Here is a 22,615-nt window from a genome sequence, read left to right on the forward strand (position 1 = left end):
CCCGTCCGGCGTGTCACTCACCCTAAAGTGTGACGTCTGAGGCAAGGGGGGAGTTCGCTGTGATCGGTGAGCCGGAGATGTCGGACGAGCCGGGCGGTGACCTGCCCGGCGATGCGCTGGGCGAGTCCGACGGTCCGTTAGCTACGACTGCCGCGGTCCGTAAGCCCCGGCCGTGGCTGTGGGCGGTGGGCGGGATCGCGGTGGCGTCGGCGGTGTGGGCGGCGGTACTGCACGGGGCCGGGGGCACGGGGGTGGACCTGCACGGCTATCACCTGGGCGGCAACCCGTGCGGCGGCCCCGCACTCAAGCCCCTCCAGGACGCCGTGGGCGCGCGGGAGGGCTTCTCGGCGTCCGACGCGATGGTGAGCAAGGGGCCCGCGCTGGACAAGGTGTCGTGTGTGCTGAACGCTATGGCGCCGGCGGGCGACGGGTGGACGACCACCTACACCATCAGCGTCGACGTGGAACTGCACAAGAAGACCGACCCCCGAGCGGAGTTCGAGAACACTCGCCACGCCCAGGTCTCCAGACTCCCCGGTGCCCAGTACGGCAACGTGATGGTCGCACTCGCCACGTCCGGTTTCACGTCCGCGGCCGACGTGCATCCCGTCGCGGGTGTCGGCGACGAGGCGTACCTGGTGGAACCCCAGCCCTTCGACCAGAGCCTGAAGGTCCTGCGCGGCGGCGCGGTGCTCAGCCTCCAGATCACCGACTACAGGAGCTGGAACGGCCCCGGCGGGTCCCCGGCGGACGGCAGCGCCCTGCCACGACAGCCCGACTTCACCCGTCTGCGCCCGGCCATGACCACGGCGATGCGTCGTCTGATGACGTCGCTGTCCTCCTGATCGCGAACCGGACCGTGCCGTCGCGCTGTCCGGTTCGGGGTGAGCCGGTCAGCCGGCCGGCTGGTAGTGCGTTGGAGGTCGCCCGGGGTCAGGGTGTGACAGCCCGGATGACGCAGTCGTGCAGCAGGGCGCGGCGGCGGTCGTGCTCGGCGGAGGGCTCGTCCGCGGTGGCGGTGTAGACGCCGCTGGCCGGTGACCAGGCGCAGGCCATGGCGATGACCAGAGTCAGCAGGTCGAAGGGGTCGCCCGGGCACAGGCGGCCCGCTGCCTGGGCCTTCGCGATGGCCGCGAGCTTCGGCTCGTGCTGGAAGGAGTTGTCGAACCAGCGGCCGGTCGGGCGCCGCTCCAGGCGGATCCAGGCGATGAGCCGGACCAGGTGGGGCTGCCGCAGATTTTGGTCGTACAGTCCCACCGCCCAGCCGGCCAGGTCGTCCACGTCGAAGGGGACGGCGTCGGTGCTGCGGTCCACGCAGTCGGCGACGACCGCGTCGAACAGGCTCTCCTTGTTGCCGAAGTAGCCGTAGAGCTGTGCCTTGTTGGTGCGCGCCTCGGTGATGATGCGCTCGATCCGGGAGCCGGCGATGCCGTACCGGGCGAATTCCTCGGTGGCCGCGTCGAGGATGCGTCGACTGGTCGCGGCGCCGCGCGGCGTGGTCGGCAGTTCGGGCATGGGACCACGGTAGCAGACAGAACAGTTGGTTTGCTTTTCGGTCGGGGAGGGCTAGTCTCCAAGACAGACCGAATAGTCTGTCTTGGAGGATCCATGCGCTCCACCACTGCCTGGCAGAGCACCGTCGCAGGCTCCACCGCGCTCGCAAGTCCGCCGACGCCCGCCGGCTCGGCGCCGCGGACGTACTCCTGACCACCGACGAGCAGCAGACGCAGCGGGCCCGCGGCCGCTTCGACCTGATCATGGACACGGTCCCCGCCCCCCACGACCTGTCCCCGCTGCTCCACATGGCCACCCTGGACGGCACCCTCACCGTCCTCGGCTTCCCCGTCGAGACCTCCGTCCGGATCATGGACCTCACCCTCGGCCGCAAGAAGCTGACCTCCTCGGGCACCGGCGGCCGCCGCGAGACCGCCGACATGCTCGCCTTCTGCGCCCAGCACGCCGTCACCGCCGACGTCGAAATCCTCCCCTCCACCCGCCTCCAGGACGCCCTCACCCGCCTCACCCAAGGCGACGTCCGCTACCGCTTCGTCCTCGACCTCTCCGACCTGGACGAACCTGCCTCCTGACGCGGGCGGGGGCGGGTCTACTCCTCGAACCAGACGACCAGCCGCACGTCATGGTCGCCGTGGACACCGGCGAGGGCGCGCATGACCGTCCACACCGGCTGCCACGGGCCGTCGGCCGGGACGGCGTCGCGTCGCCGGGCGCGTTCGGCGCGGAAGACGGTGGCGCCGGCCACCCATTCGGTGCCCTCGGCCCACAGTTCGGCTACGCGGTCGGGGTCGACGCTCAGCGTGTCGATCCCGCTGGTCCTGGCGAAGCCCCGGCTCCAGTCGTCCTTGCGCACCAGTTCCAGCGCGCCGTCCGGCAGCCGCCGGTAGCGCGCGATGCCGGTCGCCCGGGGGATCGCCGGCTCGTCCCAGTCGACGGCGAGGACTTCGTGCCAGCCCAGCCAGGTGGCCCCGAACGCCGCCTCGCCCCATGACGTGTGCTCGGCACGTACGGCCTCGGACACATCGGCGGGCAGTCCGCGGCCGGCGGCGACCGGCCGCCAATGTCCGCTGATGTCCCGGACGCCGAAGAGGCAGGCGAAGCCGGCGTAGTCCCTGGTCATGCCCAGCATGGACAGTTCAATGGCCGGGCTCCACGCCGTCTCTCCGATGCCGAGACCGGGGCGCCAGCCGCGGCACTCCACAAATCCCCGAACGCTGGTTCCCACGGTCCGATTGTGCACGGAAGTGTGCACACGACGGCTCCCCGCCAAGTGAGACGCGGCGGGGAGCCGTAGGGCATCAAAAGAGCAGGGCGTCAGGAGGGGAGGGTCCAGGACTGGTTGGCCGCGCCGGTGCAGGACCAGATCTGGAGGCGGGTGCCGTCGGCGGAGCTGGGGCCGGTGGCGTCGAGGCATTTGCCCGAGCCGGCGTTGACCAGTTCGTTGCCGCTGCGGGTCCACTTCTGGGCGGCGGTGCCGTTGCAGTCGTAGAGCTGGACCTTGGTGCCGTTGGCGGTGCCGGCCGCGGTGACGTCCATGCACTTGCCCAGCGAGGTCAGGGTGTTGTCGGCGTTCACGGTCCAGTTCTGGGCGGTGGTGCCGTTGCAGGTGTAGAGCTGGACGGCGGTGCCGTTGGCGCTGTTCGCGCCGGCGACGTCGACGCACTTGCCGCCGTAGCCGGTGATACGGCCGGTGGCGCCGCCGCCGGGCGGCGGAGTGGACGTGCCGACCCAGGAGTTGGCCGCGGTGGCGCCCACCGTGTCGATGGTGGAGTTGTTCTCCACCGGGTTCGGGACCTGGCCCGGGAAGACGATGAAGGTCACCGGTCCGGCGGTGCCGCCGGTGGCCGGGTCCGGGTCGATGCCGAGCGCGGAGGCGGTGGCGTACGACGCCTCGCCGATGATGTCGCTGGGGCCCTCGTCCGCGAAGACCGCGTAGACCACCTTGCCGTTGTAGACCACGGCGGCCACACTGCCCGGCGAGATACCGGCGGCCTGGTAGTCGAAGCGGCTGCTGGGCAGCGGGATCACGTAGTAGTGCGTGACGTCCGCGGTGAAGAACTGCCCGGTGGAGGTGGTGAACGACGTCTCGTTGAAGTACGACGGGTCCGTCGAGCCGTTGCACCGCGCGGTGGTGATGCCGTCGCAGTCCACGTCCATGTCGGAGGTCCAGAAGTACGCGGAGCCGTTTTTGCAGATGGACACGGTGGCGGCGCCGCCCTCGTCGGTGGCGTACTTGCCGTTCGACGCCGGCGTACAGCTCTGGGTCTTGGCCAGGAGCTGGGAGGCGGTCGGCCCGGTCACGTTCGGGACCGCCGAACGGGTGGGCGCGGCGACGGACGTGCTCGCGCCGAGCGTGGTCGCCGCGGTGAAGGTCGCGGCGGCGACGGCCAGGGCGGCGAAGGTGAGGCGCAATCGTTTACGGATCACGCGTGGGCCCCTTTCGGTGGGGGGAAGCGGGGGATTGACAGGTAACCTTACTGACAGTTACCTGTCAATAGCCTGTGCTCCCGCCCCGGAAAACACGCGTGCGTACCCCATTTCGGCCGTGCCACGATGGCCTGGGAAGCGAGGACTGTGGACGAGGTGAGGCGATTCCGGCCGGCGCTGATCGCGTGGGCGGCCGGCGGAGCGGGTGCGGACGAGGCCGCCGCGGCAGCCCGCGAACTGGCCGGCGGCCTACGGACGGTCGTGCTCGTCGAGGGCGGCAGCGACCAGGTCGCGCTCGAAGCCCTGGCCACCCGGCACGGCCGCGACCTCGGCGCGGAAGGCGTCGCGGTGGTCCCGCTCGGCGGCGCGACGAGCATCGGGCGTTTCCTTGACGTGTGCGGCCCCGCGGGCCTCGGCCTGCCGCTCGCGGGCCTGTGCGACATCGGCGAGGAGCGGCATTTCCGGCGCCACCTGGAACGGGTCGGGCTCGGGTCCGGCCTCACGCCCGCCGCCCTGGAAACCCTCGGCTTCCACGTGTGCGTCGCCGACCTGGAGGACGAACTCATCCGCGCGCTCGGCGCCGAAGGCGTCTGCCAAGTGATCGAGGCTCAGGGCGAGTTGCGGCCCTTCCTCACCTTCCAGGGCCAGCCGGCCCAGCGGGACCGGCCCGTCGAGCACCAACTGCGGCGCTTCATGGGCACGCACAGCGGCCGCAAGGCCCTCTACGCGCAGGCGCTCGTCGCGCATCTGGACCTCGACCGCGTGCCCCGGCCGCTGGAGCGGCTTCTCGCGTACGTCTGAGCGGGCCCGGACGCCGACGCGCTACGAACGCAGCTTGCGGCACGGTCTCAGGTCTCAGGTCTCAGGGAGAAGAGGTCAGGCGGGGAAGCCGACGCCGGTGAGCTGCTCGGACACCGTCCACAGGCGGGCCGCGACGGCCGGGTCCTGCGCGGTGGCGGAGCGGGGAATGAGCTCCGGGGCGCCGCGCATGTGCGCGAGGTGACTGGGGCCGGCGAAGCTGTTGCCGGGGACGTCGGCGACGGCGGCGTACAGCACGGGCAGTGCGCCCTGGTCGGAGTTCTGCGCCAGCAGCTTGACGGCCAGTTTCCACAGCGAGTTGGAGACGCTGCGCTCCCCGCGGTCGTAGATGGCGGTCGCGACGAGGCCGGGGTGCGCCGCCTGCGCCAGCACGCCGGAGCCGGCGGCGGTCAGCCGGCGCTGGAGCTCCGCCGTGAACAGCACGTTCGCCAGCTTCGAGTCGGCGTAGGCGCGCGAGGACTGGAAGGGCCGCCGCTGCCAGTTGGGGTCGTCCAGGTCGAGCCGGGCCATCCGCTCGGCCTGGGAGGCGACCGTCACGACCCGGCCGGTGAGGTGCCCGGCGAGCAGGTTGGTCAGGGCGAAGTGGCCGAGGTGATTGACGCCGAAGGTCGACTCGAACCCGTCGGAGGTACGGGTCAGCGACGGCGCGGAGGTGCCGGCGTTGTTGATCAGCAGGTCGATCGGGCCCTCCCAGCCCGCGGCGAACGCCCGCACCGAGCTCAGGTCGGCGAGGTCGAGCTCGCGGACCTCGGTCGACCCGGGCATGCCGGCCGCGGCCTCCTTGCCCTTGCCGACGCTGCGCACCGCGAGGACCACGTGCGCTCCGGCCGCGGCGAGTGCGTGGGCGGCCGATCGTCCGACGCCGCTGTTGGCGCCGGTGACGATCACCGTGCCGCCGTTCATGGGGGGAATGTCTCCAGTGGTGAATGTAGCCATGGACAACAATGTAGTCAGCGGCAACTATGATGTCAATGACAACATCGCGACTAGACTGCTGCTCATGACCACGCGCCCCTACCACCACGGCCACCTGCGGGACACGCTGCTCGTCGAGGCCGAGCGCACGCTCCGGGAGGACGGCATCGAGGGCCTGTCGCTCCGGGATCTCGCCCGGCAGGCCGGAGTCAGCCACGCCGCGCCGCGCCGCCACTTCGCCGACCGCCAGGCGCTCCTCGACGCCCTCGCGGAGACCGGGTTCCTGCGCCTCGGCGACCAGGTGACCGCGGCCGTCGCGGGCGCCGGACCGGACTACGAGGCGCGCATGCACGCGATGGCGACTGCGTACGTACGCTTCGCGACCCACGACAGTGCCCTGCTCGACCTGATGTTCGCCAGGAAGAACAGCGGGGAGTCGGCCGCGCTGACCGAGGGCTCGACGCGGCTGTTCACCGCCGTGGGCGACCTGATCCACCAGGGCCAGCGGGCCGGCCTCCTCCCGCCCGGCGACCCCGACCGCCTGCGCCTGCTCCTCGCGGCCACCCTCCAGGGCATCGCGACCCTCGTGATCTCCGGCAGGGTCCCCGGCGCACAGGCCGACGCCCTGGTCACCGACGCGGTCGCCCTCTTCACCGGCAAGCCGGCCCGCTGAACTCCGTCGAACCCCGGGGCGGGCCCGGAGGCCGCTCGGCCCGACACCGAGGCCGCGCCGGTCGGCGACCGCAGGGGGCGAACCCACTGGGCGCTGACCGGCGCGGGCCGCGGGGATCACGCCCTGGACGGTGTTTCCGTGCCGGTCAGCTCGTCGGCGGGGATCTGCTGTGCGGCGTCATGGTCGCCGCCCTCCAGGTCCAGGCGCGGCAGGACCCGGTCCAGCGCGCGGGGGAGGCGCCAGTTGGTCCGATCCAGCGCGTACATGACCGCGGGGACGAGGACCGTGCGGACCACGAGTGCGTCGGTGGCCACCGCGACGGCCATGCCGAGGCCGATCATCTTGATGGTGCGGTCGGTGGTGAAGGTGAAGGCGAAGAAGACCACGGTCATGATGGCCGCCGCCGCGGTGATGATGCGGCCGGTGGTCGCCATGCCGATCCGTACGGCAGCCGCGTTGTCACGGCGCTCGAGCCATTCCTCCTGGATCCTGCTGACCAGGAACACCTGGTAGTCGGTGGTCAGGCCGAACAGCACGGCGAACATCAGGATCGGCAGATACGGGCTGACCGGGCCGGTGTTGGTCACCCCGACCAGGCTCTTGAACCAGCCGAACTGGAAGACCGCGGTCATCACACCGAACGCCGTTCCGGCGGACAGCAGGTTCATCACCGCCGCGGTCACGGGGATGGCCAGGCTGCGGAAGACGATCAGCAGCAGGACGAAGGACAGCGCGACGACCATGCCCACGAACAGCGGCAGCTTGCCGGAGAGCTGGTCGGCCAGGTCGATGCCGAGCGCGGTCTGCCCGCCGACCAGCACGTGCAGGTGCGAGCCGTGCAGGGCGCCCGGTATCACGGTGTCGCGCAGGTTCGTGATCAGATGCGTGGTCGACGGGTCCTGCGGGCTGCCGGCCGGGTACACCTTGGCCAGTGCCACGGCCGGATGTCCCGGTGCCGCGGGGAAGACCTGCGGGCCGACAGCCGTGACCACGTCGGGGGCGTGGCCGGCGGCGTCGACCACGTTCCGGAAGGCGGCCTGGTCGCCGGGGCCGTTCAGCGGCGCCACGAGCTGAAGAGGTCCGCTGAAGCCGGGGCCGAAGCCGTGCACGAGCATCTCGTAGCCGCGGTAGGTGGTGGTCGTCGTGCTCGTGGGGTCCACGCTGTAGTCGGCCGAGCCCTGCCGCATCGACAGGAACGGAGCGCCCAGCGCCAGCATGACCCCCAGCGCGGCGACGCCGAGCACGAGCGCGCGCCGCTGGACCAGCCGGCCCCAGCGCGTCCAGCCGCGGGACGCCTCGTCGTAGTCGGTCTCGCCGCGGGCCACGGCGCGGCGCTGGCGCCGGGTGAGCAGACGTGTGCCCATCAGTCCGGCCAGGGCCGGCAGCAGCGTGAGGGCCGCGAGGACGGCGAACACGACGGTGATCGCGGCCCCGATCGCCGCGCCGGACAACTCGCTGACCCCGACGCTGAGGATGCCCAGCAGGGCGATGCACACGGTGACGCCCGCGAACAGCACGGCCCGGCCCGCGGTGCCGACCGCGGTGGTCACCGCCTCCTGGACGCTCAGCCCGCGGCGCAGCCCGGTGCGCGTGCGGGTCAGGACGAACAGCGCGTAGTCGATGCCGACTCCCAGCCCGATGAGGATGCACAGCTGGGAGGTGAACGAGGCCATGGTGATCGAGTTGGACAGCATGTTGACGATCTGCAGGCCGGTGATCAGGCCGACGGCCGCGCTCAGCAGCGGCAGCAGGGCGGGCAGGACCGTACCGAAGAACAGCAGCAGCACCACGAGCGCCGCGACCACGCCGATGAGCGTGCTCGACGAGGACGACGGGTTGGTGGCGGCCGCGACGTCACCCACGACGTCCACCTGGAGGCGGGCCGAGTCCGGGGCCCGCGCGGTGTCCACGAACCGGGTCGCCTCGTCCTGCGGGATGCTGTTGGCGTCCTTGTCGAAGTTGACCGTGGCGAAGGCGACGGTCCTGTCCGCGCTGATCTGCTCGGCGCCCGCAGGGCCGTACGGCGAGGTCACGTCGGACACGCCGGGCAGGTGCGACACCTTGCCGAGCATGCCGGTGACGTCCGTGCGGACGGCCGGGTCCCGCACCGTCCCGGACTTCACCTGGAACACGATCTGCTCGGTGTCGCCGGACTGGCCCGGCACCGCCTGCTGCAGGAGGCTCGCGGCAGCGGCACTCGGAGTACCGGAAAGCTTGGTGCCGTTGGCGTAACTGCTGCCGGTCGCGGAGCCGGCGACCACAGCGCCGGCGAGCGCCATCAGCCATACGGCCAGCACCAGGAAGCGGTGTCCGACGCACCACTGGGCTACGGAGCGCATACATCTCCCCTTGTACCGGTCCCCGCCGTCCGGGGACCTCGCGTCCACCCTCGGCTCCGGGGAGGGGGGAAGTCGTCGGCCGCCGGAGCCGTTCCGCGCCGGCGGGCTGGTGCGCCGGAACTAGTGCGGGCGGACGATGCGCGGCGGGCGACGGGGTTCCTAGCCTGGCGTCACAAGGTCCCGGCAGGCGGGACCGGTAGGACGGGATCGGCGGGAGGTCGCGGTGGGTCCGAGGCGGCAGGCGCGCTCATGGCGCCGTCGTGGCCTTCGGTGGGCGGCCGTCACGGTGGGTACGGTCGCACGGGCGGGTACGGTCGCCCGGGTCGGTACGGCCGCGCCGATCGTCTCCGTTGCGACTGCTCCCGGTACCGATCGGTATCGGCAGTATTCTTCCGGCATGCCGTCTCCGTCCCGTCTCTTCACAGCAAACCCGTGGCGTCCGTGATCGCCGCGGGCCGGACCGCCGTCCGGGACACGCTGCGGGTGCCGGACCTGGACCTCCTGCTGGCCCTTGCGGCCTTCGCGGCCCTGCTCGTGGACCCGGTCCTCCAGCACCTGGTGTCCGCGCCGACGGTCCCGATGGGGATCCTGGCGTTCGCGGCGGCGGCGCCCCTCGCCTTCAGGCGGCGCTTCCCGGTGCCCGTCCTGGCCGCCGAGGTGCCCCTGCTGATGCTGTCCCTGGCCCTCTACCACCCGAACCGGGCCGCGGTCGGCATCGCCATGCTGCTGGTGTTCACCGTGGGACTCGAAGGCCGGCGGGCCAGGACACTCGTGGTGGGCGCGGTGATGGCGCTGATCGTCACGGCCGCCGTGGTCGTCACCAGCCGGCACCCGGAGACCACCGACATCGTCGCGCACACCGCGCTGGTGGTCGGCGCCCTGATCGCCGGCGACGCCCTGCGCGCCCGGCAGGCGCTCCAGCGGGCCCTGGTCGAGGAGGCGGCCCGGGCCCGCGAGGCGGCGGCGCAGCACCACTTCGACGAGCAGCGGCTCGCGCTGGCCCACGAACTGCACGACGTGGTCGGGCACACCCTGGTGGCCATCAACGTGCGCGCCGCGGCCGCCGCCCACCGGGCGAACCGGAACACCCGGGGCGAGGAGGGCGCCGTCCTCGCCGAGATCGCCGCGACCTCCGCCGAGGCGCTGTCCGAGCTGCGCACCACCCTCAAGGCCCTGCGCTCCGAGCAGCGCGGACCCGCCCCGCTGCACCCCTTTCAGGACCTGGCCGACCTCACCGATCTGATCGCGGGCGTCCACGAGACCGGGCTGAGCGTCGAGCTCGACGTGGCCGGCGACCCGGGGCTGCTGCCCACCCCGGTCAGCCACGCCGGATACCGCATCGTGCAGGAAGGACTCACGAACGTCATGCGCCACTCCACCTCCCGGACCGCGCGCGTCCGCATCGACGTCGGTGACCGCTCGGCCGTCATCGAGATCGTGGACGAGGGCCCCCCGCGCACGGCCCGCGCCCACCCGCCCGGGCACGGTCTCCAGGGCATGCGGGAGCGGGCCGCGGCGCTCGGCGGCACCTGCGCCGCCGGACCGCTGGACGGGAACCGCTGGCGGGTGCAGGCGGAGCTGCCGATCGCGCACGGTGGGGTGTGATGAACACCGTCAGCGTGCTCATCGCCGACGACCACTCCCTGGTCCGGGCCGGCTACCGGTCCATCCTGGGCGACGAGGACGACATCGAGGTCGTCGGCGAGGCCAAGGACGGCCTCGAAGCGGTCGAAGTGGCCGGCGAGCGGCGGCCCGACGTGGTGCTCATGGACATCCGCATGCCGCGCATGGACGGGCTGGAGGCGACCCGCCGCATCACCTCCGACCCCCGGCTGCACGCCACGAAGGTCGTCGTCCTCACCACCTTCGACCTGGACGAGTACATCTTCGGCGCCCTCAAGGCCGGTGCCAGTGCCTTCCTGCTCAAGGGCGTGGAGCCGCCCGCGCTGATCAGCGCGGTCCACACGGTCGCCCAGGGCAACGCGCTGCTCGAACCGGGCGCCACCCGCCGGCTGATCGAGGCGTACGTCACCGCGCAGGCCGTGGTGCCCCCGCCGGCCACGACGCTCCCGGCCACCCTCACCGCCCGGGAGGTCGAGATCCTGCGGCTCATCGCCGCCGGCCGGACCAACAGCGAGATCGCCGACCTCCTGTGCATCAGCCCGTTCACGTGCAAGTCGCACGTGTCGCACATCCTGACCAAGCTGGACGCCCGCGACCGCATCCAACTGGTCGTGCTCGCCTACGAGAGCGGCCTCATCGCCCCCGGCCACACCGGCAACCCGCCGACGCCGGCCACCTCGTAGATTCCCTGCGCCACGGGTTCAGGGGGTGCTCACGCCCGCAGCAGCGTGGAACCCCGGACCACCAGTTCGGGCTGCAGGACGATCTGCCGGTGCTCGTGCGGGACCTTCGTCGGCATGTTCTCCTCGGTGAGCAGATCCATGGCGATGCGCCCGATCGCGGCGGACGGCTGGCGGACCGAGGTGAGCGGGACCGCGGCGGCAGCGGCGAATTCGATGTCGTCGTATCCCACGATCGCCATGCGGTCGGGCACTTTGATCCCGGCCGCGAACAGCGACTGGAGCACCCCGAGGGCGAGCAGGTCGTTCGCGCAGAAGACCGCGGTGGGGCGGGGGGTGATGCCCAGGAGGCGGGAGCCCGCGTCGCGGCCGGCCGCCACGTCGAGGCGTTCGGCGGTCAGGTCGATGAGCGCGGTGCCCGGCAGTCCCGCGTCGGCGAGCGCGGCCAGCGCGCCGGCCCGCCGGTCGCGGACCTGCGGCAGGTCCGGCGGACCGCCGACGTAGACGATCGAGCTGTGCCCGGCGTCGATGAGGTGCTGTGCGGCGAGCCGGCCGCCGGCCACGTCGTCGACCGACACCGAGCAGACCGCGGCGTCGGCGGACACCCGGTCGACCAGGACGTACGGGATGTTCTGCCGGCGCAGCGCGTCCAGGCTGCGGCCGGTGGGGTCGGCGGGCGTGACCAGGACACCGCGGACGCGCTGCTCCACGAACAGCGATACGTAATCCGCTTCCTCGCTCACGCTCTGCGCGCTGTTGCACACCAGGACGCGCAGTCCGGCCTGGCGGGCGGCGCGTTCGGCGCCACTGGCGACGTCGACGAAAAAGGGATTTCCCATGTCGAGAACGAGCAGCGCCACGATCCGGCTGGCGCCGGCCCGCAGTTGCCGGGCGGACTCGCTGCGGATGTACCCGAGCCGGGTGATCACCGACTGCACCCGGGCGCGCGTCTCCTCGGAAACCAGGTCGGGCCGGTTGATCACGTTGGACACCGTCCCCACGGAGACGCCCGCTTCCCGTGCCACGTCCTTTATGCCGATCATCGCTTGTGGTCTCTCCTGTTTCCTGTCTCCCCGCTTCGGTACGCGCCGCGCTCGGCCGCGTATCCTCGTGCGGCTTGTGCCCGGAGCGTCCGAAGTGGTGGAGACATTCAAACACAGGCCAGTTGGGGTTTTTCGGGCGACGCGCAGCGCAGTGCAGCGGACTGCGCGGAGGTGATTTCCACGCGGCAAAAGAGTCTTTCCGGTGCCTGTGCGCGGCGAAGTCGACGGTTCTAATGCGGCCCGCATTTCCGGGGGAATGCGGGCCGACGTGCTCAGGTCTCGGACGCGGCTCAGAAGTGGTACTGGCCGATGTTGGTCCCGTCGAAGACGGTGGGCTTGCCGAGGACGACGACGCCGTCCTGGCCGACGGTGAAGCTGCCGAGGTCGCCGGCGGTGAAGGTCTGGCCGGGGGCGCCGGTGATCTGGCCGGAGGCGAGGGCGACCGCGGTGTAGCCGGCGAGCGCGCCGAGCTTGGCCGGGTCCCACAGCTCGAAGGACTGGACGGTGCCGTTGGCGAGGTAGGCGCGCATGTCGTTCGGCGTGCCGAGGCCGGTGAGCTGGACCTTGCCCTTGTACTTGGAGCCGGACAGGTACTGGGCGGCGGCCTTGATGCCCACGGTGGTGGGGGAGATGATCCCCTTGAGGTTCGGGTACTGCTGGAGCAGGCCCTGGGTCTGCTGGAAGGACGCCTGGGCGTCGTCGTTGCCGTACGCGACCTTGACCAGCTGGATGTCCTTGTACTCGGGCTTCTTCAGCTCGTCCTTCATGTAGCCGATCCAGGTGTTCTGGTTGGTGGCGGTCTGGGCCGCCGACAGGATCGCTATCTGTCCCTTGCCGCCGATCTGCTTGGCCAGCAGTTGCACCTCGGTGCGCCCGAGGTCCTCGGCACTGGCCTGGGAGACGAACAGGTCGCGGCAGTCGGCCTTGGTGTCCGAGTCGTAGGTGACGACCTTCACGCCGTTCTTCCGGGCCTGGTTGAGGGCGGTGCACAGCGCGCCGGGGTCCTGGGCGGACACCGCGATCGCGTTGACCTGCTGCTGGGTGAGGGTGTTGACGTAACTGACCTGCCCCGCGGTGTCGGTGCCGCTGCTGGTGCCCACTTCCTTGTACTTCTCGCCCAGCGCCTCGACGGCCTGCTTGCCGCCGTTGTCGGAGATGGTGAAGTACGGGTTGTTGACCTGCTTGGGCAGGTAGGCGATGGTCAGGCCCTTCTTGGTGGCGGCGGCGGGGTTCGCCGAGGCCGTGGCCGCGCTGCCGTTGCCGGAGGAACTGCCGGAGTCGGTCGACTTCTTGGTCGTCCCGCCGCACGCGGCGGCGCCGAGCGCGACGACGGACACAGCGGCGACCGCGGCGACGGCACGGCGCACGGCGGTGGTTCTGGCGTGCATGGGCATTCCTTTCGGTGCCGCGGCGGTGCGGCAGGTACGAGGGTGCGAACCGGGTGGAACAAGAACCGGGCGGAACGACAGGTGCGATGGTCAGACCGCGGTGAGTGCCGTGGGCGGCATGTCGCCCACGGCTGCCTTGCGACGGGCTCTGGCGCGGCCGGCCTGCCGGGCCAGCCGCGGGGCGAGGACGGAGACCACCAGCAGGACTCCGGTGATCAGGGTCTGGGACTGGGAAGAGACGTTGATCAGGCTCATCACGTTCTGCAGCGCCCCGAGCAGGAACACCCCGGCGACCGCGCCGCCCAGCGTCCCCTTGCCGCCGTCGAAGTCGATCCCGCCCAGCAGGACGGCGGCGATGACGGACAGTTCGAGGCCGGTGGCGTTGTCGTAGCGGGCACTGGCGTAGTGCAGGGCCCAGAACACGCCGGTCAGCGCCGAGATCGTGCCGGTGGCCACGAACATCGACAGCTTCAGCCGCTTGACGCGGATCCCGGCGAAGCGGGCGGCCTCCTGGGAGGCGCCGACCGCGAACAGCGAGCGTCCGATCGGCGTGGCGTGCAGGAGGACCACCGCGATGAGCAGCAGGACGGCCCAGGGGATCGCCGCGTACGGGACGAAGGTGCCGCCGATCCGGTCCGAGGCGAAGTTCAGGTACTGCTGCGGGAAGTCGGTGACCGAGTTCGAGCCGAGCACGATCTGGGCGATGCCGCGGTAGGCGGCCAGGGTGCCGATGGTGACGGCCAGCGAGGGCAGCCCGAGCCGGGTCACGAGCAGGCCGTTGACCAGGCCGCAGACCACGCCGAGCAGTACGCACAGCGGGATGATCATTTCGATGGCCATGCCGCCGTTCCACAGCCGGCCCATCACGGCCCCGGCCAGGCCCGCGGTGGAGCCGACCGACAGGTCGATCTCGCCGGAGACGACGAGCATGGTCATCGGCAGCGCGATCAGGGCGATCGGCAGGGTGTTGCCGATCAGGAACGACAGGTTCAGCGCGTTGCCGAAGTTGCTCACCAAGGAGAACGAGCAGACCAGCAGGACGACCAGGAGGGCGCCGACGACGGTGTCCCAGCGCAGCGCGTCCCGGGCGGCGAAGCCCCGGCCGGTGGCGGCCTTGTTGTCGGCCATGGGGTCGGTCATGCGGTCAGCCATGAGTGGCACTCCTTGTCTGTGCGGCCCGCTTGCGCAGCAGCCCCGCGACCCGCAGCGCGACGATGCGGTCGACCGCGATGGCGAGCAGCAGCAGGACGCCGTCGATGGCCTGCACCCACACCGAACTCACGCCGATCGAGGGCAGCACGCTGTTGATGGAGGTCAGCAGCAGGGCGCCGAGCGCGGCCCCGTACACGCTCCCGGAGCCGCCGGTGAAGGCGACGCCACCGACCACGACCGCGCTGACGACGGTGAGTTCGTAGCCGTTGCCGGTCCCCGAGTCGACGTTGCCGAAGCGGGCGAGGTAGAGCGCGCCGGCCAGTCCGGCCAGGGCGCCGCAGGTGACGTACGCGGCCAGGATCCGCTTGCGGACCGGGACACCGGCCAGCCGGGCCGCCTCCGGGCTGGAGCCGAGCGCGTACAGGTCCCGTCCGCTGCGGTAGCTGCGCAGGTAGTAGGCCGCGGCGACCAGGACCAGCGCGGTGAGCAGGGCCAGATACGGGATCACGCTCAGGCCGTCGTGGCCGAAGGAGACGAAGCCGCTGGGCAGGTCGGCGGCGGTGATCTGCCGGGAGCCGACCCAGATCGAGTCCAGGCCGCGGATGATGTAGAGGGTGCCCAGGGTCACGACCAGCGCGGGGACCTGGCCGAGACTCACCAGGGCGCCGTTGACCAGGCCGAAGCCGGCCCCGATGGCGACCGCGATCACCACCGCCAGGACGGGGTTGCCGCCCCCGTGCAGGAAGTCGCCCGCGGCGAAGGCGGTGATGCCGAGCACCGAGCCGACCGACAGGTCCACGTTGCGGGTGATCACCACGGTGGCCTGGCCGACCGCGACCAGCACCAGGATGGTGGCGTTGAGCAGCAGGTCCTTGATGCCCTGCTGGGACAGGAAGGCGCTGTTGTCCAGCTGGGTCGCGGTCAGCATCAGGACCAGCACGGCCGCGATGGCCAGTTCGCGGACCTTCAGCACCCGGTCCAGGAACCCGGCGGTGGGCGGCGCTCCGGCGGCCGCGGCCGGGGCGGGCTTGGTGGTCATGGTCATGCTGCGCTCCTCGCACGGCCGGTGGCGGCCGCCATGACCGTTTCCTCGGTGGCGCGTTCGCGCGGGATGTCCGCGGTCAGCCGGCCCTCGTGCATGACCAGGACGCGGTCGGCCATGCCCAGGATCTCCGGCAGGTCCGAGGAGATCATCAGCACCGCCACGCCGTCGGCGGCCAGTTGCGACAGCAGCCGGTGGACCTCCGCCTTGGTGCCGACGTCGATGCCCCGGGTGGGCTCGTCCACGATCAGCACCCGCGGATCGGTGGCCAGCCACTTGGCCAGGACGACCTTCTGTTGGTTGCCGCCGGACAGGGTGCCCACCATGTCGGCCAGGCGCGCGTACTTCACCTGGAGTCGGACCGCCCAGTCCAGGGCGCGGCTGCGTTCGGCGCCGCGGTTCATCAGGCCGGCCCGGGCCGTGGTACGCAGGCCCGTCAGGTTGATGTTGCGCTCGATGGACATGTCCATCACCAGGCCCTGGGCCCGGCGGTCCTCGGGGACCAGGGCCAGGCCCGCGGCCATCGCGAGGCTGGGCGCGCCGGGCTTGAGCGGACGGCCGTCCACCTCGGCCGCGCCGGCGTCCCAGCGGTCCACGCCGAACACCGCGCGCGCGACCTCGCTGCGGCCGGCCCCGACCAGCCCGGCGAGCCCCACGATCTCGCCGTGCCGCACCTCGAAGGAGACATCGGTGAAGACGCCCTCGCGGGTCAGCCGCCGTACCCTCAGGGCGACGTCACCGACCGCTGCGTCCTGCTTGGGGTACAGCTCGTCCAGGTCCCGGCCGACCATCCGGCGCACCAGATCGTCCTCGCCGAGCCCGGCGACCGGCTCGCTCGCCACCCATGCGCCGTCCCGCAACGTGGTCACCCGCTGGCACAGCGCGAAGACCTCCTCCAGGCGGTGCGAGATGAACAGCACGGCCGCGCCGGCCTCCCGCAACGCCCTGACCACGCCGAACAGCCGGGCCACCTCACTGCCGGTCAGCGCGGCCGTCGGCTCGTCCATGATCAGCACCCGGGCGTCGAAGGACAGCGCCTTGGCGATCTCGACCAGCTGCTGGTCGGCGATGGACAGGCCGCGGGCGGGCTGTTCGGGGTCGAGGTCCACCCCGAGCCGGCGGAAGAGCGCGGCGGTGGCCTCCCGTACGGCCTTGTGGTCCACCCGGCCGAAGGACCGGCGGGGCTGGCGGCCGACGAAGATGTTCTCGGCTATCGACAGGTCGGGGAAGAGGGTCGGTTCCTGGTAGATGACGGCCACGCCGGCGTCACGGGCGTCGGCCGGACCGTGGAAGACCACCGGCGTGCCGTCGAGGAGCACGGTCCCGGCGTCCGGGCGGTGCACCCCCGCCAGCGTCTTGATCAGCGTGGACTTTCCGGCGCCGTTCTCACCCGCCAGGGCGTGCGCCTCACCGGCGTACAGCTCGAGCGACACGTCGCGCAGGGCCCGTACCGCGCCGAAGGACTTGCTCACCCCCTCCAGCGCGAGAACCGGAGTGCGCTCCGGTGCGGGATCGGTCATGGGTGTCTCCTGAGTCTCCCGATCGTGAATGCGGGTGAAATGTTTCAATGGAGTTGCCGGGACGTTAGCCTCGCCAGGGCGGGGCGTCAAGGGATCTCGCCGCTTGCGGTCCGTTCACCCGTGATAGTCCGGCCTGAGCGCTCCGATCGGGCCCTCGTGGGAACCCTCAAGCGGCGCATGACACGATTCAATAACGGGCCTACCTGGGGGTTGTCCGAGCGGCCGATAGGCCTCATTCTGTGGGCACTTATCGGGCATAACGCGGCCGGCGGTCGAGTCGTGCGGATTTGAACGAGTCATTGACAGGTGCCCTTGTGCCGCTTATCGTCAACGCTCGAACATGAAACGATTCATAGGGGTTGCCATGCCAGATCTGTCGGCCGTGAAGGCGGCACTGAAGTCCCAGCGGATCGAGACGCCGTCGTGGGCGTACGGCAACTCCGGCACCCGATTCAAGGTGTTCCGGCAGGCCGGCGTGCCCCGGGACCCCTACGAGAAGCTGGACGACGCCGCCCAGGTGCAGGCGGCCACGGGCGTCGCGCCCGCGGTGGCCCTGCACATTCCGTGGGACCGGGTCGACGACTACGCGGCGCTGGCCGCGTACGCCAAGGACCGCGGGCTGACGGTCGGCGCGATCAACGCGAACGTCTTCCAGGACGACGACTACAAACTCGGGTCGGTCAGCCACCCCGACCCCGCAGTACGCCGCAAGGCGCTGGACCACCTGCTGGAGTGCGTCGACATCATGGACGCCACCGGATCGCGCGACCTGAAGCTGTGGTTCGCCGACGGCACCAACTACCCCGGCCAGGACGACATCACCGCCCGTCAGGACCGGCTCGCCGCATCACTGGCCGCGGTGTACGAGCGGCTCGGCGCGGACCAGCGGATGCTGCTGGAGTACAAGCTGTTCGAGCCGGCCTTCTACACCACCGACGTGCCGGACTGGGGCACCTCCTACGCGCACTGCCTGAAGCTGGGGGACAAGGCGCAGGTCGTGGTCGACACCGGCCACCACGCGCCGGGCACCAACATCGAGTTCATCGTCGCCTTCCTGCTGCGCGAGCGGAAGCTCGGCGGCTTCGACTTCAACTCCCGCTTCTACGCAGACGACGACCTGATGGTCGGGTCGGCGGACCCCTTCCAGCTGTTCCGGATCATGCACGAGGTGGTCAGGAACGGCGGCCTGGCGCCCGCGACGGGCGTCGCCTTCATGCTCGACCAGAGCCACAACATCGAGGCGAAGATCCCCGCGATCATCCGCTCGGTGATGAACGTCCAGGAGGCCACCGCCAAGGCCCTGTTGGTCGACACGACCGCGCTGACCGCCGCCCAGCAGGCGGGCGACGTGCTGGAGGCCAACGCCGCCTTGATGGACGCCTACAACACGGACGTACGGCCACTGCTCGCCGAGGTGCGCGAGGAACTGGGCCTGCACCCCGACCCGATGGCCGCCTACCGGGCCACCGGCCACGCCGAGAAGATCGCCGCCGAACGGATCGGCGGTCAGCAGGCCGGCTGGGACGCGTAGGGCTCCTCCCGCCGCGGCTCCTTGCGCCGCGCGGCGCACTCGCACCCACCCGCACCCTGTCCCGTACAGCGAAGGACTCCCCATGGCTTCCGTTCCGCACCCCGAGGTCAGCGCCCTGCTGGAGCGCTCGAACCGGCTGGGCGCAGATCCGCGCAACACCAACTACGCCGGCGGCAACGCCTCCGCCAAGGGCACCGCCACCGACCCGGTCACCGGCGCCGACACCGAACTCATGTGGGTCAAGGGCTCCGGCGGCGACCTGGGCACCCTCACCGAGGCCGGTTTGGCGGTGCTGCGGCTGGACCGGCTGCGCGCCCTGGTGGACGTCTTTCCCGGGGTGGAGCGCGAGGACGAGATGGTCGCCGCCTTCGACTACTGCCTGCACGGCAAAGGCGGCGCAGCGCCGTCGATCGACACCGCCATGCACGGCCTGGTCGACGCCGCCCATGTGGACCACCTCCACCCGGACTCCGGCATCGCGCTGGCCTGCGCCGCCGACGGCGAGGCACTGACCAAGGAGTGCTTCGGCGACAGCGTGGTGTGGGTGCCCTGGCGCCGCCCCGGCTTCCAACTCGGCCTGGACATCGCCGCGGTGAAGGCCGCCAACCCCCGGGCCATCGGCTGCGTCCTGGGCGGGCACGGCATCACCGCCTGGGGCGCGAGCGCCGAAGAGTGCGAGCGCAACTCGCTGCACATCATCCGCACCGCCGAGACCTTCCTCGAACAGCGCGGCAAGGCCGAGCCGTTCGGCCCGCTGCTCGCCGGGTACGGACCGCTGCCCGGCACCGACCGCCGGGCCCGGGCCGCCCGACTCGCGCCCGTCCTGCGGTCGATCGCCGCCACGGACCGCCCCCAGGTCGGCCACTTCGCCGACTCCGACGTCGTCCTGGACTTCCTGTCCCGCACCGAGCACCCCCGGCTGGCGGCACTGGGCACCTCCTGCCCCGACCACTTCCTGCGCACCAAGGTCCGCCCCCTGGTCCTGGACCTGCCGCCGACCGCGCCGCTGGAGCAGGTCATCGAGCGGCTGCGGGAACTGCACGAGGAATACCGCACGGAATACGCCGCCTACTACGAGCGGCACGCCGCCCCGGACTCCCCGGCCATGCGCGGCGCCGACCCGGCGATCGTCCTGATCCCGGGGGTCGGCATGTTCAGCTACGGCAAGGACAAGCAGACCGCCCGCGTCGCGGGGGAGTTCTACGTCAACGCGATCAACGTCATGCGCGGCGCAGAGGCCGTCTCGACGTACAAGCCCATCCCGGAAGCGGAGAAGTTCCGCATCGAGTACTGGGAGTTGGAGGAGGCCAAGCTGCGGCGGATGCCCGCGCCCAAGCCGCTGGCCACCCGGATCGCCCTGGTCACCGGCGCCGGCTCCGGCATCGGCAAGGCCATCGCGCACCGCCTGGTCGCCGAGGGCGCCTGCGTCGTGGTCGCCGATCTCGACGCCGACAGCGCCGCCGCCGTGGCCGAGGAGCTGGGCGGCCCGGACAAGGCGGTGGCGGTCACCGCGGACGTCACCGACGAGGAGCAGATCGCCGCGGCCTTCGACGCCGCCCTGCTCGCCTTCGGCGGCGTGGACCTGGTCGTCAACAACGCGGGCATCTCCATCTCCAAGCCGCTGCTGGAAACCACCGCCAAGGACTGGGATCTCCAGCACGCCATCATGGCCCGTGGCTCCTTCCTGGTCTCCCGCGAGGCCGCCCGCGTGATGACCGCCCAGGGCCTGGGCGGCGACATCGTCTACATCGCCTCCAAGAACGCCGTCTTCGCCAGCCCGAACAACATCGCCTACTCCGCCACCAAGGCCGACCAGGCCCACCAGGTCCGCCTGCTCGCCGCCGAACTCGGCGCCCACGGCATCCGCGTCAACGGCATCAACCCCGACGGCGTGGTCCGCGGCTCCGGCATCTTCGCCGGCGGCTGGGGCGCCCAGCGCGCGGCCGTCTACGGGGTGGCGGAGTCCGAGCTCGGCGAGTTCTACGCCCAGCGCACCCTGCTCAAGCGCGAGGTCCTGCCCGAGCACGTCGCCAACGCCGTGTTCGCCCTCACCGGCGGCGACCTCACCCACACGACCGGCCTGCACATTCCGGTCGACGCGGGGGTCGCCGCGGCGTTCCTGCGCTGAGCCGTCGGCCGGTCGTGCAGCCACCCGCCCGCATTGGGCAGGGCGGCGCGGGCCGGACCGCGCCGGGCACGGCACGTCCGGACACGGGGGCGGGGTTCGTGCCGGTACGCGGGAGCGGGCCGCCGGACCCCGCGGCCCGGAGCGGCTGACGCGGGGGCGGTGCGCAGCAGGCCGATCCCCGGCCGGGTAGTGCGCCGCCCCCTGCCGAAGGGACCGTCCCCGTGCCCGGCTGGTTCGGACCGCGTGGCCGTAACGGGCCTTCGGCCGGCCCCTGTTCCTCCGTTCCTCGTCGTGAGAGCCGGTCGCCGCACCGGCCCCAATCCCCAGGAAGCCGACGTGAACCGACTCGCCCCGTCCCACGGTCTCTTCGCCGCCGCCGACATCGGCGCGACCAGCGGGCGGGTCGTCGTCGGCGAAGTCGGCCCCGGACTGCTGTCGATGAGGGAATCGCACCGCTTCCCCAACCGGCCGGTGCGGCTGCCGCACGGTCTGCACTGGGACCTGCCCGCCCTCTTCCACGGAGTCCTGGACGGCCTGCGGCAGGCCGGCGGCCCGGTCACGTCGGCCGGCGTCGACACATGGGCCGTCGACTACGGGCTGCTGGACGGCGACGGCGCGCTGCTCGGCCTGCCGTACCACTACCGCGACACTCGTACGGCCCAGGTGGCCGACCGGATCCGGGACGCGATCGGCGGGCGCGAGCTCTACGCCGCCACCGGCCTGCAGCACCTGCCCTTCAACACGATCTTCCAGCTCGCGGCGGCCCGGGACACCGCCGCCATGGCCGGGGCCCGCACCCTGCTGCTCGTCCCCGACCTGCTCACGTACTGGCTGACCGGAGGCATCGGGGCGGAGATCACCAACGCCTCCACCACCGGCCTGCTCGACGCCCGCACCGGCACCTGGTCCGCCGAACTCGCCGCCGCCGCGGGGGTGGACGCCGGGCTGCTGCCGCCCCTGCGCGAGCCGGGGAGCTTCGCCGGGAGCCTGCTGCCGCACGTCGCCGACGCCACCGGTCTGCCCGCGCGCACCCCGGTCGTCGCCGTCGCCTCGCACGACACCGCATCGGCGGTGGTGGCCGTCCCGGTCACCGAGCCGGGCGCGGCGTACATCTCCTGCGGCACCTGGTCGCTCGCCGGCCTCGAACTGGACGCGCCGGTGCTCAGCGAGGAATCCCGGGCCGCCAATTTCACCAACGAGCGCGGCATCGACGGCACGATCCGCTACCTGCGCAACATCATGGGCATGTGGCTGCTGGAGGAATGCCGGCGGATCTGGGCCCTGCGCGGCATGCCGGTGGCGCTGGACGCCCTGCTCGCCGAGGCCGCCCGCGCCGAGCCCTTCGCCGCGCTGATCGACCCGGACGCCCCGGAATTCCTGGCGCCCGACGACATGCCGGCGGCCATCGCCGCGCACTGCGCCCGTACCGGCCAGCCCGTGCCCGAAGGACAGGCAGCCATCGTCCGGTGCGTCCTGGAGAGCCTGGCGCTGGCCCACCGCAACACCCTGCGCCGGGCCGCGGAACTCGCGGACCGCGAGATCACCCACGTGCACATGGTCGGCGGCGGCAGCCGCAACGAACTCCTGTGCCGGCTCACCGCGGACGCCACCGGCCTCCCGGTGACCGCCGGCCCCGCCGAGGCCACCGCCCTGGGCAACGTCCTGGTCCAGGCCCGCGCCCACGGCCTCGTCGGCGACCTGGCCCGGATGCGGCACCTGGTCGCCACGACCCAGCCGCTGCGCGTCCACTCGCCGAGCGGCGACCCCCGGGACTGGGACCGCGCCGCGGCCCGCCTGACCTGAGCACGCGCGAACCTGGA

General features: G+C 71.8%; 19 protein-coding genes. 9 read left to right on the plus strand and 10 right to left on the minus strand.

Features of this window, described 5'->3' with window-relative positions; all coding sequences use genetic code 11:
- The first annotated feature begins 59 nt into the window (after window positions 1-59).
- Window positions 60-845 (plus strand): hypothetical protein, encoded by a 786-nt coding sequence (locus ITX44_RS32905; RefSeq protein ID WP_205362105.1) that lies wholly within the window; start codon window positions 60-62, stop codon window positions 843-845.
- An 88-nt stretch (window positions 846-933) separates the two neighbouring features.
- On the opposite strand, the gene ITX44_RS32910 is transcribed toward ITX44_RS32905, so the two are convergent.
- A complete protein-coding gene (locus ITX44_RS32910) occupies window positions 934-1,515 on the minus strand; it encodes a TetR/AcrR family transcriptional regulator (protein ID WP_205362107.1) in 582 nt (193 codons plus the stop codon).
- Between the two features lie 188 nt (window positions 1,516-1,703).
- Between ITX44_RS32910 and ITX44_RS32915 the strand changes: the two genes are divergently transcribed.
- Entirely contained in the window at window positions 1,704-2,087 is a 384-nt protein-coding gene (locus ITX44_RS32915) for an MDR/zinc-dependent alcohol dehydrogenase-like family protein (RefSeq protein ID WP_372441064.1), read from the plus strand.
- A 17-nt stretch (window positions 2,088-2,104) separates the two neighbouring features.
- On the opposite strand, the gene ITX44_RS32920 is transcribed toward ITX44_RS32915, so the two are convergent.
- Together ITX44_RS32920 and ITX44_RS41785 are read right to left on the minus strand one after the other, a co-directional pair.
- Window positions 2,105-2,740, minus strand: a complete 636-nt coding sequence (locus tag ITX44_RS32920) for a hypothetical protein (RefSeq protein ID WP_205362110.1) — start codon at window positions 2,738-2,740, stop codon at window positions 2,105-2,107.
- An 89-nt stretch (window positions 2,741-2,829) separates the two neighbouring features.
- A complete protein-coding gene (locus tag ITX44_RS41785; RefSeq protein WP_307795601.1) occupies window positions 2,830-3,942 on the minus strand; it encodes a ricin-type beta-trefoil lectin domain protein in 1,113 nt (370 codons plus the stop codon).
- Window positions 3,943-4,089: 147 nt separating this feature from the next.
- Between ITX44_RS41785 and ITX44_RS32930 the strand changes: the two genes are divergently transcribed.
- Window positions 4,090-4,743, plus strand: a complete 654-nt coding sequence (locus ITX44_RS32930; protein ID WP_205362111.1) for an ATP-dependent endonuclease — start codon at window positions 4,090-4,092, stop codon at window positions 4,741-4,743.
- A gap of 75 nt (window positions 4,744-4,818) precedes the next feature.
- On the opposite strand, the gene ITX44_RS32935 is transcribed toward ITX44_RS32930, so the two are convergent.
- On the minus strand, window positions 4,819-5,697 hold the full coding sequence (locus tag ITX44_RS32935) for an oxidoreductase (RefSeq protein ID WP_205362116.1): 879 nt from the start codon (window positions 5,695-5,697) through the stop codon (window positions 4,819-4,821).
- Window positions 5,698-5,761: 64 nt separating this feature from the next.
- Between ITX44_RS32935 and ITX44_RS32940 the strand changes: the two genes are divergently transcribed.
- Entirely contained in the window at window positions 5,762-6,349 is a 588-nt protein-coding gene (locus ITX44_RS32940) for a TetR/AcrR family transcriptional regulator (RefSeq protein ID WP_236062143.1), read from the plus strand.
- A gap of 116 nt (window positions 6,350-6,465) precedes the next feature.
- Here ITX44_RS32940 and ITX44_RS32945 read toward each other — a convergent pair whose 3' ends face one another.
- On the minus strand, window positions 6,466-8,688 hold the full coding sequence (locus tag ITX44_RS32945; protein WP_205362118.1) for an MMPL family transporter: 2,223 nt from the start codon (window positions 8,686-8,688) through the stop codon (window positions 6,466-6,468).
- 432 nt (window positions 8,689-9,120) lie between these two features.
- Here ITX44_RS32945 and ITX44_RS32950 point away from each other — a divergent pair, with 432 nt between their 5' ends.
- Together ITX44_RS32950 and ITX44_RS32955 are read left to right on the plus strand one after the other, a co-directional pair.
- Window positions 9,121-10,293, plus strand: a complete 1,173-nt coding sequence (locus ITX44_RS32950; protein WP_205362120.1) for a sensor histidine kinase — start codon at window positions 9,121-9,123, stop codon at window positions 10,291-10,293.
- Complete coding sequence (locus tag ITX44_RS32955) at window positions 10,293-10,994, plus strand: response regulator transcription factor (RefSeq protein ID WP_205362121.1); 702 nt, start codon at window positions 10,293-10,295, stop codon at window positions 10,992-10,994. Before ITX44_RS32950 ends, ITX44_RS32955 begins: the two co-directional genes overlap by 1 nt.
- Before the next feature lie 29 nt (window positions 10,995-11,023).
- On the opposite strand, the gene ITX44_RS32960 is transcribed toward ITX44_RS32955, so the two are convergent.
- The 5 genes from ITX44_RS32960 to ITX44_RS32980 form a co-directional block, all read right to left on the minus strand.
- Entirely contained in the window at window positions 11,024-12,034 is a 1,011-nt protein-coding gene (locus ITX44_RS32960) for a LacI family DNA-binding transcriptional regulator (RefSeq protein WP_205362123.1), read from the minus strand.
- Window positions 12,035-12,324: 290 nt separating this feature from the next.
- On the minus strand, window positions 12,325-13,428 hold the full coding sequence (gene rhaS, locus ITX44_RS32965) for a rhamnose ABC transporter substrate-binding protein (RefSeq protein ID WP_205362125.1): 1,104 nt from the start codon (window positions 13,426-13,428) through the stop codon (window positions 12,325-12,327).
- 84 nt (window positions 13,429-13,512) lie between these two features.
- On the minus strand, window positions 13,513-14,550 hold the full coding sequence (locus ITX44_RS32970) for an ABC transporter permease (RefSeq protein WP_372441066.1): 1,038 nt from the start codon (window positions 14,548-14,550) through the stop codon (window positions 13,513-13,515).
- A 16-nt stretch (window positions 14,551-14,566) separates the two neighbouring features.
- Window positions 14,567-15,619 (minus strand): ABC transporter permease, encoded by a 1,053-nt coding sequence (locus ITX44_RS32975; protein WP_205362127.1) that lies wholly within the window; start codon window positions 15,617-15,619, stop codon window positions 14,567-14,569.
- On the minus strand, window positions 15,616-17,136 hold the full coding sequence (locus tag ITX44_RS32980) for a sugar ABC transporter ATP-binding protein (protein ID WP_205362129.1): 1,521 nt from the start codon (window positions 17,134-17,136) through the stop codon (window positions 15,616-15,618). Before ITX44_RS32980 ends, ITX44_RS32975 begins: the two co-directional genes overlap by 4 nt.
- Window positions 17,137-17,500: 364 nt before the next feature.
- On the opposite strand from ITX44_RS32980, the gene rhaI reads away from it, so the two are divergent.
- The 3 genes from rhaI (at window position 17,501) to ITX44_RS32995 (ending at window position 22,598) form a co-directional block, all read left to right on the plus strand.
- Entirely contained in the window at window positions 17,501-18,667 is a 1,167-nt protein-coding gene (gene rhaI / locus ITX44_RS32985; RefSeq protein ID WP_205362131.1) for an L-rhamnose isomerase, read from the plus strand.
- An 82-nt stretch (window positions 18,668-18,749) separates the two neighbouring features.
- Window positions 18,750-20,795 (plus strand): bifunctional aldolase/short-chain dehydrogenase, encoded by a 2,046-nt coding sequence (locus ITX44_RS32990; RefSeq protein WP_205362133.1) that lies wholly within the window; start codon window positions 18,750-18,752, stop codon window positions 20,793-20,795.
- A 336-nt stretch (window positions 20,796-21,131) separates the two neighbouring features.
- On the plus strand, window positions 21,132-22,598 hold the full coding sequence (locus ITX44_RS32995; RefSeq protein ID WP_307795602.1) for a rhamnulokinase: 1,467 nt from the start codon (window positions 21,132-21,134) through the stop codon (window positions 22,596-22,598).
- Window positions 22,599-22,615 lie beyond the last annotated feature (17 nt).

Source organism: Actinacidiphila acididurans (genome assembly GCF_016918855.1).
In the GTDB taxonomy this organism is placed as follows: Bacteria; Actinomycetota; Actinomycetes; order Streptomycetales; family Streptomycetaceae; genus Actinacidiphila; species Actinacidiphila acididurans.